Below are 12,650 nucleotides of genomic sequence, written 5' to 3'. Positions count from 1 at the left end.
AAAAAAAACAGCACTTTCATAAAAAAAGTAAATTATATACTACTGTAAAGCTTCAATTTTACATCAAATTATAAAACTTTAAAATTATGAAAATACGTTTACTTTTAATCTTATTGTTAATAAGTAACATTGGGAATTCTCAAAATTGGGAACAAGTAGGAACTCAACAATTTACAAATGTAGCATCTGATGGTGGTATTGGATTTAATCCAACAACAGGTAGTACTTATATGGCATATATTGATGCATCAAATAATAACAATGTTAGGGTTATGGAGTATAATGGTACTTCATGGGTTAATTTAGGAAGTTTGGTTTCTACTGATGATGCGATGAGTCCGTCTATTAATGTAAATCCAGTAACAAACGAAGTTTGGGTGGCATATATTAGAACTTCAGATAATACATTAAGCGTTTATAATTATGATGGAACTAATTGGTCTGTTGTTGGTTCGGGTCTTGGGAATGGGAATCTAATAGATAGAAGAACTAGAATTAGATTTAATGCATCTGGTATTCCAAGAATATCTGCAAGGAATACAACTAATTCAGTACAGTGTTTTATTAAGTATGTAAATAATACTTGGAATTTTACAACAATTTCTGGTCAAGCTGAAGATTTAACATCCTTTGATAAATGTTATATTGCTAACTCTCAATCAGGGAGTCGATATGATATTGATGCAATTATTGCCGATTATAGTGTGACTAATTTATATCCACCAAATACAGTGCGAAATATTAGTAGAATTAGTGGTATTGATGATATGACCTACATTAGTTATCTAGATATTGCTGATAGAGCAAGGGTTTTTTTTAATAATACGAATTTATTAACTACTATTACAGGAAACAGAAATGGTACAATTAAATTAAGAAAAAGCGCTAAAGATGGAAATATTTATTTTATTTATAATGATGTTAACGATCAATTAGCACTAATCAAAATTAACCCAATAGGTAACGCAGTAACAACATTAGTAGCTCCAAGTATACCTACTAGTGACCCTGCTTTTTTTGCAGATGTTGAAATGAACCCTGTAACAGGTGATTATTACACATTGTATAAAGACGGAACTAAAATATCGGTTAAAAAATATAATGTTATGCCTTTTCTACCTAGATACTATGTAAATATAAATGCAACAGGTAATAATGATGGCTCATCGTGGACAGATGCTTATAACGATCTTAATGATGCATTGAACAGTTATCAGGATAATAAAGAAGTTTGGATAGCTGGTGGCACATATAACCCAAGTCCTTCAAATAGATCTGTAGCATATACTATTTATGGCGATAATATTGAAATTTATGGTGGTTTTGCAGGTACAGAAACACAATTGTCTGAGCGTGTTATTGGTGCTAATGAAACTATTTTATCTGGAGACTTACAAGGAAATGATGTAAATGTTGCAGATTTTATATCAAATTATAGCAATACTACTCGAAATGCAGATAATAGTTATCATATTATAAATATTACTGAAACTGGAAATAATTTATTATTAGAGGGTTTAACCATAAGTGATGCTCACAATAATTTGAATGCAACTGAAAGAGGTGGAGCTATAATTAAACATAAATCAATTGCTAACTTAACACTTAAAGATTGTGTTGTAAAAGATAATGTATCAAGAAATGATAATGCCGGTTTAGATGCAGAATTCGAATTAAACAACACAGCAGGTGCTAGAGGTGAACTAATTATTGAAAATTGTAAGTTTATTAATAACATGTCTCGAAGAGCAACAAGTATATATAGTTTTGTAAGAGCTAATACTAATGTGGATTTAACAGTTGCAAATTCATTATTTGATAAAAATGTAGCGGGTAACCTGAATACAACAACGGCTACTGGAGGAAGTGGAAGTGCTTCTTGGTTTAAAGTTATAGCAAATGGATCAGACGTAGCATTAAATCTATATAATAATACATATGTTAATAATACAGATTTAGGTACAGCTAATTCTTTAAATAATTCTTCTAGAGCTACTGTTGCTATAAGTATGTCATCTTCCAGTATAACAAGTACATTTAACGCAATAGTTAGCAATTGTATTTTTAGATTTAATACAACAACAGGAGGAGCTATAGCAAGGTCAATAACTGATTTGTCCGAAGCACCAATCACTTCTTTGGCTGTTTCTAACTCCTTAGATCCTCTTAATTTTAACGATGATAGTATCAGTACTCTTACTGCAACATCTAATGCAGATCCTTTATTTGTAAGTTTAGTTAATGGAGATTATTCTTTAATGTCAGGTTCTCCAGCAATTGACTCGGGTAATAATACGTATGTTTTAGGTACTTCAGATTTATTAGGGAACCAACGTGTTTTTAATACTACTGTAGATATGGGAGCTTATGAATTTGGTTCACCTTCACTTTCTTCAAATTCATTTACAACTTATAATGATTTTATTATATATCCTAATCCATCAACTAACCTTATAAACATTCAATCGAAAGAAGTTATAAATAGGATAACTATTTATTCGTTAGATGGAAGAAAAGTTTTAGAAACAAATAAAAAAGAAATAAATATTTCAAATTTAGATTCGGGTATCTATTTAGTAAATCTTCAAACAGAAAGTGGAGCAATAGGAACAAAGAAAATCATTAAGAAGTAGATGTTTCAGATAAAAAGGAACAAAATATGAATTTTATTGAAAAATACCGCCTAGAAATAACACTTTTACTTATGTATGTGTTCATAGGAATAGTTGCTTTTTTGGTAATATAGTTTTATGTTTTGTTTGTTCAGCCACCTTGTTATCAAGGTGGTTTCTTTTTTAGTATCGATTTAGAAAAAAAATCGAACCTTTCAGAAGAAAAACACTAAAAATACACCAATACTTCCACAATTTTGTTGCTATAATTAAAATTCATCTATTATGAAAACAAGATTACTAGTATTAATTGCTTTATTTTCAACTTTGGCTTACAGTCAAACCTTTGACTGGGAAACGGCTACTTTAGGAGGAAGTAGTCAAAATCCTAATTCTGTGGCTATACAAACTATCAATGGTTATGAAGCTAGTTTTAGAACCTCGAATAATACACTCATTAATTTAACAAATGCAGGTCAAGGATCTACGGGTTTATCAGTTCGTAATGCACAATATGAACAAACGGTGCTTTTAACTTTTTATCCAGCGGTAGACACCCAAAGTCTTAAAGTGTTTGGATCACTTACTAGTAATTGGACTTTTAAATCGATGGATGGTTATGGATCAACAACAGTACTTAATACAACAACAGCTAATGTAACAACAGCTGCAAGTATTGTGGCTTTAAATTGGACTAATGTTGTGCAAATACAAATATCTAGAACAGATGGTGATTCTGAAAACTTTGGTATAGACGATATTGTATATACCCCATATACTGCACCTCCGTGCATAGTAAACATACCAGATGCCAACTTTAAAGCCGCTTTAGTTGCCAATACAGCAATTAACACGAATGGAAATACTGAAATAGAATGTACTGAAGCAAGTGCTTTTACAGGCACAATAGATGTTAATAATATTAATATTTCAGACTTAACAGGGATTGAAGCATTTACTGAAATTACAGAATTAAGATGCAATGGAAATAATTTGTCTGCATTAGATGTTTCACAAAATACCAAGCTAACATTGCTAAATGTGGCATCAAATCAATTGACTGCTTTAGATTTAAGTACAAACTTAAAGTTGCAAACACTTTGGGCACAAGTAAATCAGTTTACTTCTTTAGATGTTTCTGCAAATACAAATCTTACACTTATAAGTGTTGGAAGTTGCCCGAACCTTACTAGCTTAAATGTAGCCAATGGAAATAATTCAAATATTCCAGGTGCAAATTTTGCTGCCAATAGTAATCCAAACCTTACTTGTATTACAGTTGATAATGTGGCTTACAGTACTGCTAATTGGAATTTTATAGATGCACAAACCAGCTTTAGTACCAATTGTCCACCACCTTGTGTCGTAAACATCCCAGATGCCAACTTCAAAGCCTACTTAGTTGGAAATACAGCCATTAACACAAATGGAAATACTGAAATAGAATGTACTGAAGCAAGTGCATTTACAGGACAAATAAGTTGTCCAGGTCTTTCCATTTCGGATTTAACAGGCATAGAGGCTTTTGTGAATTTGACAGACTTACGTTGTGCTAACAATCAACTAAGCAATTTAGATGTGACTCAAAATACAAGTTTGACATTTTTAAATTGTAATGAAAATCAACTAAGCAGTTTAGATGTGACTCAAAATACGAGTTTGACAGACTTATCCTGTGGTATCAATCAACTAAGTAGTTTAAATGTGAGTCAAAATACGAGTTTAACAGTCTTCCATTGTAATTCCAACCAACTAAGCAATTTAAATGTGAGTCAAAATACAAGTTTAACTACCCTATGGTGCCAAAACAACTCCCTTAACAGTTTAGATGTGAGTCAAAACACGAGTTTAACACTATTATATTGTTCTTTCAATCAACTAAGCAGTTTAGATGTTCAAAATGGGAATAACATCAATATAACTTCAAATAACTTCTATGCCCAAAGCAACCCTAACCTAACGTGCATCCAAGTAGATGACGCAGCGTACAGCACAAGCAATTGGACAAATATTGATGCGCAAACAAGTTTTAGTACAAATTGTGCTTTAAGTTCGCAAAGCTTTACATCAGGTTTAGTGTTTTCAGTTTATCCAAACCCAACAAGGAATGTATTAAATATTGAAATGAAAACGAACTTAAAGCAAGCAACAATTTATAGTGTTTTAGGAACTCAAGTATTACAAACAAAATCAACTGTAATCAATACAGCCAATTTAAATACAGGCATGTATTTAATTACAATAGAAGACGATAACGGATTTGTGTCAACGAAACGTTTTATCAAGCAATAATTCATTTATTACTTTAAAACTCGTAAGAGTTATGCTTACGAGTTTTTTTGTTTTAGAACTAGGTATGTATTGATGTTTCAGAAAACTCATCATGTTTTGTATGGATAAAGAGTAGGATAGTAATAGTTGCAAAATCTAAAATTTTACCATGATTATGAAATCACCATTAAAACTAAGTCGTTATAAGCAATAAATAATGAATAAAAAAGCGACCCCGAGTGTTAGCGAATTGGGTAAGTATACTATATAATAACGCTAAAAAATAAATTTTGTATTATGAAAAAAATAATAGTCACTATTGCATTGATTTTTGCAACAACCTTAACACAAGCTCAAAAAAATTTTTACGAAGCCCTTGAGGCTAATGGAGAAACAGTAACCTATGAAGGTTTTTCAGGCATATCTATAAAAGACGATGGAACTGTCGATATCGTAAGAGGCGAACCTGCTGTTAAAATAACAGTAACAAAACTAGTAACAGGACAGCCTGTAGGTTTTGAAGCTAAACCAGTTTCTGCAGATTATGGTGGTTTTAGCGAAACAGAAATAAGTGATTATGGTAGAGTAGATAGTTACCCAAATGTAATGACTATAAAACATGATTATACAGACGATGGCTATATGGCTATTGATGATATGTTGTTTAAAATAGATGACATCTCAGATAAAGGTGTTCCAAAGCTAGAAGATGTTAGAGCTATTTATGTAGTGGTTAAAGACCGTTCAGAATCAAAAGAGAATAAAGGAAAGAAGAAAGGTGGTTTTTTAAACAGAATGAAATCAAAACTTGAATCTTCGGGTTATTCAGCAACCCATAAATATATCAAGACGGTAAATATCAAAAAAATATTTAATGACTACGTAACTGCTATGAAAGCAAAACAAGCCAATCCTTTAACTTCAAAAGACAAAGCAGATATTGCTATAATCAAGCGTAGTAGAGAAGCAGGTGATGAAGAAATAAAGAGGTATAATGATTCTATAAAAGCAACACCAGAGTATATTGATTTGCAGCGAAGAATAAAACAGAATGAAGCAAATTATCAAGCATCAAAAACAAAAAATAAAGTTACGCTTCGAAATAATTCAGGACGTACAATTTACGTAGGTAAATCTGGAAGTCGTAATCCAGGTACTAAGATTAGTAGTGGTGGAACAGCAACTTGGAACTGTGATACAGATGGCTATTTACAAACTGTAACCAAATCTGGAGGTAGTAACGTTTATAGTTCAACAAAAACCAAAGTATATAGTGCAAATTCAGGTTGTGGTAGTACTATAACAATAAACTAGTTTTAAATCAGAATAAAAACATTCCGCAAATAATCTAATAAATATTGACGTTAAAGAACAAATTAAAAAAGTAGTGCTTTATTCATTAAAGGGAAGACTAGACTCCTTTTAGAAACTCAAAATGCTATTTTACAAATTACAAATTATCCAGATGGAATTTATTTGCTAACTTTAGAATTAGAAAAGGGTTCAATAGGAACTCGAAAAATAGTTAAAAACTAAATTAAATAATATGAGAAAAATAGCAATTGTAATATTAGTGAGCTTTAGCTTTGTTTTAGTTTCTTTTAATGTAGTTGAAATTAGTAAACCTTCAACTGAAAAGAATATTATTGGAGCTAGCTTTTCTTTGATTAATGATACTAAAGACAAAGTGTCTATTTATACTGGAACTGGATTTGTTTCTTTAAATAAAGGTTCAAAAACTAGTATTGGATGTAATGTTGGTAAAGAAGTTAGATGGGCCGAAAGTGGCAAAAAGGGAGATGTTATTTTTAAAATCACAAAAGAGATGTGTGGTAAAACATTAAAATTGTCTAACCTAATGAAATAAAAGTAAAGAGTATCATTCTTTAAATTTTTAAGCCGAAATTTTTTCGGCTTTTTTTATGCCTTGTAAAGCCTTTAAAAATGGGTGTTTTAATAATATTCAATTGTTTTTTTACTTTTTTTAAAACCACAATGAAACTTTCTACGTAAATGATAGAAAGAGTAAAACTAAACGATTTAATATTATGATTAAAAAACAATTACTAATAGTCATTGCTGTAACAACATTAGGATATGTAAATACAGTACAATCGCAAAGCCCAATTAGTGGGTTTATGCAAGGAAAAGGAAAAGGAAATGTTTCTATTTCTTATAGTTCTGAAAAGTATGATGAGGTTTATTTGGTGCCAGAAGAGGTAGATGGTGTTCCTGTTTTTAATGAAGTGCAATTGTCTAGCGCTTCATTGTATGCAACTTATGGAATAACCGATCAATTAGATGTAGTACTTACTTTACCTTATATTACAGCTAAAGGAGATGCTTCTCAAGATGTTTTAAATAATTTAAATTTTGAAAATAAAAGAAGCGGTGTTCAAGATGTGTCTGTTTTTGTAAAGTATAACCCATTTTATTTTGATTACGGGTCTTCTTCTTTAAGATTGATTGGAGCATTAGGTATAAAAACACCTCTAGGAAATTATAAAGAGAATGAAGGTTTACAATCTATTATTGCAATTGGAAATAGAAGTACAACAGTAAGCGCAATTGGTGTTGCCATGTTTAAAATGAATTCTGGTTTTTTTGCTTCGGGTCAATTTGGAGGAAATCTAGCGTCAAATGATGTTCCAAATTCCTATACTTCTGAACTTAAATTAGGGTATGCTGCATCAAAAATTTATGGAGATGTTTATTTGGCAAATCAAACTTCTACAAGTGGAGTAGATATTTTAGGAGAAGGTTTTGAAGGTTTTTTTCCAGCAACAAAAGTAAATTATACTAAGATTGGTTTGAATCTATATACTCCAATTTATCAAGATTTTGGTATAGCTGGAGGATTTAGTACACTAGTTGCAGGAAGAAATATTGGAAAAGCAACAGGGGTTTATGGTGCATTGGTTTACAAATTTTAATTATTAATTCTAAATTTAAGAAAATGAAAAATATAAATATAAAAAGCGCTTTATTAGCTTTTACATTGCTTGTAACATTAGTTTCATGTGATAATGATTATGAGTCTGAAATGCCTTCAATAGCTTCAATTGCAGTGTCAAATTCTGCTTTTAGTACACTTGAAGCTGCTGCTATTCAAGGAGGTGTTGCTGTTGTTTTAAGTAATAGTAATCCTAATGATCCTTCTGGAAAATATACTGTTTTTGCGCCTACAAATGATGCTTTTGCTAAATTAGGTTTGGTAGATGCTGGAAGCTTAGGAGCTTTGCAAAATAGTTTTTTAACAAATACATTATTGTATCATGTTTCTAATGGTAATTTATTTGCAAATCAAATTACAGACGGAAACACATCTGCTTCTGCACTAGGAATTAATAGACGTTTCGTTAGTAGAGGAGGAGATTTATATATAAATGGGTCAAAAATTATTTTAACTAATGTAGCAGCTAGTAATGGAACAGTTCATGCCATAGACAAAGTAATGATTGCTACAGGTGTGAATATTGTTGAATCTGCTCTGTTATTAAATGATTCTAAAGTGTTTAAAACACCAGAGCTTACTTTTCTCGTGCAAGCTGTTATAACATCTGGTTTAGCTCCAACTTTAGCAGATGAAAACAATAAATTTACCATTTTTGCTCCAACAGATGCTGCTTTTAAAGCTGCAGGTTTTGCAACCATTCAAGATGTTGCTAATGCAGACCCAGTCTTTTTACAAACTGTTTTGTTAAATCATGCTATTTCAGATAATGGTACTTTTACTTCAGAGCAAACAAGTACTACTGCAACAACTGCAGGAGGGAATACATTAACATATAGCCCTTTTGAAAATGGAGTTTTTACAATTTTAGGAAATAGTAATACAGTTCCTGCAAATATGGTTATTCCAGATATACAATGTTCTAATGGTGTTGTGCATTTAATTGATAGAGTTTTACTGCCTTAATTTGAATTTTTTGAGAATGAAAGCCTTGCAAAATGCAAGGCTTTTTTGTATGTGCGAACTAAATCGTAACATTTTGTAGATCTTCTCGACTAATTAATAAACTTTAAAAAGAATAAATTATGAGAGCACATGAAATAGATTATGAAATTTTTGGAGAAGAAATGCAGTATGTAGAAATAGAACTTGATCCACAAGAAATTGTAGTTGCAGAGGCAGGAAGTTTTATGATGATGGAAAGTGGAATAAAAATGGAAACTATTTTTGGAGATGGTAGTCAAAAAGAAAGTGGGATCTTTGGGAAATTATTATCTGCAGGCAAGAGAGTGTTAACAGGAGAAAGTTTGTTTATGACAGCATATCAAAATGTCGAATATGGCAAGAAAAAAGTATCTTTTGCTTCTCCTTATCCTGGAAAAATTGTTGCAATCGATTTAACAGAGTATCAAGGGAAATTTATTTGTCAAAAAGATGCTTTTTTATGTGCTGCAAAAGGAGTTACAGTTGGGATTGAATTTTCTAAAAAACTAGGAAGAGGTTTGTTTGGTGGTGAAGGGTTTATCATGCAAAAACTAGAAGGAGATGGTATGGCTTTTGTTCATGCAGGAGGAACATTAGCAAGAAGAGAATTGAAGCCAGGGGAAATACTAAAAGTAGATACGGGTTGCATTGTGGGTTTTTCCAAAGATATTGATTATGATATTGAATTTGTTGGAGGGATTAAAAATACAGTTTTTGGTGGAGAAGGATTGTTTTTCGCAACATTGAAAGGGCCTGGAGTTGTATATGTTCAGTCATTGCCTTTCAGTCGTTTAGCCGATAGAATTATTCAATCTGCACCACAAATGGGCGGAAAGGACAAAGGAGAAGGTAGTTTGTTAGGTGGAATAGGGAATCTTTTAGACGGAGACAATAGGTTTTAATTAGTGATATTTTATAAATTAAAAGACCATAAAAGCTTTGCTTTTATGGTCTTTTTTTGTTAGTTCTAAACGTATGAATTCTAAACTATTTCTTGATTATTAAGAATTCAGAACGTCTGTTTTGAGAATGTTCTTCTTCTGTACAATCGTCACATTGAATTTTTAATTCACTTTCACCAAAACCTTGTCCGCTAATTCTAGCTTTGTCTATACCTTTAGATATAATATATTGAACTGTAGATTTTGCTCTGTTTTCAGATAAGTTTAAGTTGTATTTGTCCTTACCTCTACTATCTGTATGAGATTTAGCGAAAATTACCATTTCCGGATATTCAATCATAATAGCAACAAGTTTGTCTAATTCTTCAGCTCCTTGTGCAGTTATGTTACTTTCATTGAATTCAAAGAAAATAGGTTGAAGTATAACTTCCTTCTCTGTGATTATTGGTTTAATTGGTTCTAAGTATGCTTCAACAAGTGTTGATCCATTTCCTGAGGCTGGAGAAGTGAAAATACCATCTTCAAAACCATCTTTAGAAATTTTATAAGTGTATTCTTTTTCACACTCTACTTCAAATATTTTTTGACCAACTCCATTGGTTAGATCTGTTGCAATTACGTTATTAGTGTTGTCAACAACATTTATAGTAGCCCCTTCAATAGTTTTTCTTGTTTCAGTACTTTTCACAATCACAATTGCATTAACACCACAAATTGGATTTGCTAAGTATAAGTTATCAACCCCTTCTCTATTACTAGAAAACATGGCAACTTTTTTCGCAGTATTAAAACTAAAAGAAAAATCGTCTTTTTCAGAGTTAACAGGTTCACCAACGTTAATCGCTTCTGTTCCTTTTTTTAAGTCAGCAACAAAAACATCATAACCTCCAAAACCTTGTCTTGAATCTGAAGTGAAATATAGTGAATTCTCTTCTGTGATGAATGGAAAACTTTCGTTCCCTCCAGTATTTATGTTCTCTCCTAAGTTTTCAGGTGTTCCATATTCGTCACCATTTACGCTTACTTTCCAAATGTCTTCACCACCAATACCACCTGGCATGTCTGATGAGAAATACAATGTCTTACCATCATTACTTATACTCGGATTACGAAGAGAGTATTCAGTACTGTTTAATGAGATAGGTTTTGCGTTTTCCCACTTACCTTCGTTTTTTGTCGCTTTATAAAGATACATTCTGCCGTATTTAGCATTTTTCTCTTTAACTTTTTCAAATTTGTTTTCATTAAAACTTTCACTAACATAATACATTGTGTTCCCATCTGCAGTAACTGAAGCTGGGCCATCATGCCATTTAGTGTTTACTCCTTCTACAAGTGTTGCTTCACTAATGGTCCCGTTTTCATTATATGTAGCTTGGTATATATCTAAAAATGGTTCTTTGTTCCAACCATGATTTTTTCTAGCTGTATTTCTTGCACTTGCAAAATAGATAGTATTGTCATTGGTTAAAATACCTCCAAAATCAGATTTATCACTACTAAGTTCAGACGGCTTAATATCAAATATAGGTCTTTGCGACTTTAATTTTGTTAAATAATTAGGGTTGTTTTTAAAAGAAATTGCCCTTTTGTCATTTGGTGCTAATGAAGCAAATTTTTGCATTTGTTTATTTGCCTCATCATAATTACCCTCTGCTTTTAGCATTTGAGAATATTTATAATAGACCTCTGGCTTTTGTTCTTCTTGAACAAGTTTTGAGTACCATTTTACAGCTTCTTTAGTGTTGAAAACATTATAGTAGCTATCTGCTAACTGTTGATTAATATAATTGTCATTTTGATTCTCATCAACAAGTTTTAAATATTGATTGGCAGCTTCAACATATTCAAATCGATCGAATAGTTTATCTGCACTTTTAGTTTTGTTGTTTTGCGCACTAAGTATTCCACTAGCGATTACAAAACTCAAGGTTATATATAATTTCTTCATGTTTTATCGCTTTTAAATTAGAAATATCGAGGTGAACGTGATACTTTTCTTGGGAAATTTAAATCAAACAACATTATTATCTCGTGAGAAGATGGAGTTGTTATTTTTAAATCAGATACAATATGGTCGTATGCATATCCAATTCTAATGTTTGGAGTTATTGCATAATTAACCATTGCACCGTAACTATCGTCTAGTCTATATGTTGCACCAATTTCAAACTTTTCATTAAATAAGAAATTTGTAGAAACATCTACAGATGGGTCTACATTAAATGCAGATTTCAACATAAAGAAAGGTTTGAATTTTATTTTGTCGTTCAAATCAAAAACATATCCTCCTGTTAAAAAGTAGTGACTTGCTTCTGAACCAAACTCTAGTTGATCATTGTTTACTTTGATGTCTAAATGTTTTGACTTTAACATGTTCGGTACCGAAAATGCTAAATAAAACTTATTTGTGTAATAAAAAAGACCAGATCCTACGTTAAAATAGGTGTTGCTTACATCTTCAGAAAAGGCAGGGTCACCAGAATCAGGAACAAATCCATTACCAATTTCACTAAACAATCCTACTTTATGGAAAGTTAAACCAGCTTTAATACCAAACGCAAGTTTGTGTTCGCCACCTAAGTTAAGAGTGTATGAGAAATCTCCATATACATTGTTTTCTTCAACAGGACCAATTTTGTCTGTAATTGCGGATAATCCTAATCCTACATTTTTACCTACTGGAGAATGTCCAGAAAGTGTACCTGTTGTTGGAGCTCCTTCAATATCTACCCATTGTGTTCTGTATAATAATCCAATAGCAAGATTTTCTTTACTTCCTGCATAGGCTGGATTTATAACATTCATATTATACATATACTGTGTATAATGTGGGTCTTGTTGTGCATTAGCATCAACCAGAAAAGACATTATGCCTAAAGCTACTAAATATAGTTTCTTCATTTTATTTTAAATTTTTAAATACTG

At 31.5% G+C, this 12,650-nt stretch carries 9 protein-coding genes; 7 read left to right on the top strand and 2 right to left on the bottom strand.

The window, feature by feature from the left end; genetic code table 11:
- Positions 1-86: 86 nt before the first annotated feature.
- From L2Z92_RS05065 to L2Z92_RS05035, 7 genes are all read left to right on the top strand, one after another.
- Complete coding sequence (locus tag L2Z92_RS05065; protein WP_236457752.1) at positions 87-2,633, top strand: T9SS type A sorting domain-containing protein; 2,547 nt, start codon at positions 87-89, stop codon at positions 2,631-2,633.
- A gap of 264 nt (positions 2,634-2,897) precedes the next feature.
- The gene (locus L2Z92_RS05060; RefSeq protein WP_236457751.1) at positions 2,898-4,904 is read left to right on the top strand and encodes a T9SS type A sorting domain-containing protein; all 2,007 of its coding nucleotides are present in this window, start codon (positions 2,898-2,900) and stop codon (positions 4,902-4,904) included.
- Between the two features lie 276 nt (positions 4,905-5,180).
- Entirely contained in the window at positions 5,181-6,197 is a 1,017-nt protein-coding gene (locus L2Z92_RS05055) for a hypothetical protein (protein WP_236457750.1), read from the top strand.
- Positions 6,198-6,429: 232 nt separating this feature from the next.
- Entirely contained in the window at positions 6,430-6,750 is a 321-nt protein-coding gene (locus L2Z92_RS05050) for a hypothetical protein (protein ID WP_236457749.1), read from the top strand.
- 181 nt (positions 6,751-6,931) lie between these two features.
- On the top strand, positions 6,932-7,816 hold the full coding sequence (locus tag L2Z92_RS05045) for a hypothetical protein (RefSeq protein ID WP_236457748.1): 885 nt from the start codon (positions 6,932-6,934) through the stop codon (positions 7,814-7,816).
- Positions 7,817-7,839: 23 nt separating this feature from the next.
- Complete coding sequence (locus L2Z92_RS05040) at positions 7,840-8,802, top strand: fasciclin domain-containing protein (RefSeq protein WP_236457747.1); 963 nt, start codon at positions 7,840-7,842, stop codon at positions 8,800-8,802.
- Between the two features lie 119 nt (positions 8,803-8,921).
- Positions 8,922-9,722 carry a TIGR00266 family protein gene (locus L2Z92_RS05035; RefSeq protein WP_236457746.1) on the top strand — a complete coding sequence of 267 codons (801 nt, stop codon included), beginning with the start codon at positions 8,922-8,924 and terminating at the stop codon, positions 9,720-9,722.
- Between the two features lie 85 nt (positions 9,723-9,807).
- On the opposite strand, the gene L2Z92_RS05030 is transcribed toward L2Z92_RS05035, so the two are convergent.
- Together L2Z92_RS05030 and L2Z92_RS05025 are read right to left on the bottom strand one after the other, a co-directional pair.
- Entirely contained in the window at positions 9,808-11,673 is a 1,866-nt protein-coding gene (locus L2Z92_RS05030; protein WP_236457745.1) for an OmpA family protein, read from the bottom strand.
- A gap of 17 nt (positions 11,674-11,690) precedes the next feature.
- On the bottom strand, positions 11,691-12,626 hold the full coding sequence (locus L2Z92_RS05025; protein WP_236457744.1) for a PorP/SprF family type IX secretion system membrane protein: 936 nt from the start codon (positions 12,624-12,626) through the stop codon (positions 11,691-11,693).
- Between the last annotated feature and the right edge of the window lie 24 nt (positions 12,627-12,650).

Origin of the sequence: Flavobacterium jumunjinense, assembly GCF_021650975.2 — a bacterium.
GTDB classification, from domain to species: domain Bacteria; phylum Bacteroidota; class Bacteroidia; order Flavobacteriales; family Flavobacteriaceae; genus Flavobacterium; species Flavobacterium jumunjinense.
The sequence above is the reverse complement of the archived record's forward strand: the minus strand, read 5'-3'. Positions and strand labels throughout refer to the sequence as shown.

What these genes read in the sequence shown, in the direction of transcription:
- L2Z92_RS05065 (WP_236457752.1), top strand. Translation starts at nt 87, where the DNA reads ATGAAAATACGTTTACTTTTAATCTTATTGTTAATAAGTAACATTGGG.
- L2Z92_RS05060 (WP_236457751.1), top strand. Translation starts at nt 2,898, where the DNA reads ATGAAAACAAGATTACTAGTATTAATTGCTTTATTTTCAACTTTGGCT.
- L2Z92_RS05055 (WP_236457750.1), top strand. Translation starts at nt 5,181, where the DNA reads ATGAAAAAAATAATAGTCACTATTGCATTGATTTTTGCAACAACCTTA.
- L2Z92_RS05050 (WP_236457749.1), top strand. Translation starts at nt 6,430, where the DNA reads ATGAGAAAAATAGCAATTGTAATATTAGTGAGCTTTAGCTTTGTTTTA.
- L2Z92_RS05045 (WP_236457748.1), top strand. Translation starts at nt 6,932, where the DNA reads ATGATTAAAAAACAATTACTAATAGTCATTGCTGTAACAACATTAGGA.
- L2Z92_RS05040 (WP_236457747.1), top strand. Translation starts at nt 7,840, where the DNA reads ATGAAAAATATAAATATAAAAAGCGCTTTATTAGCTTTTACATTGCTT.
- L2Z92_RS05035 (WP_236457746.1), top strand. Translation starts at nt 8,922, where the DNA reads ATGAGAGCACATGAAATAGATTATGAAATTTTTGGAGAAGAAATGCAG.
- L2Z92_RS05030 (WP_236457745.1), bottom strand. Translation starts at nt 11,673, where the DNA reads ATGAAGAAATTATATATAACCTTGAGTTTTGTAATCGCTAGTGGAATA.
- L2Z92_RS05025 (WP_236457744.1), bottom strand. Translation starts at nt 12,626, where the DNA reads ATGAAGAAACTATATTTAGTAGCTTTAGGCATAATGTCTTTTCTGGTT.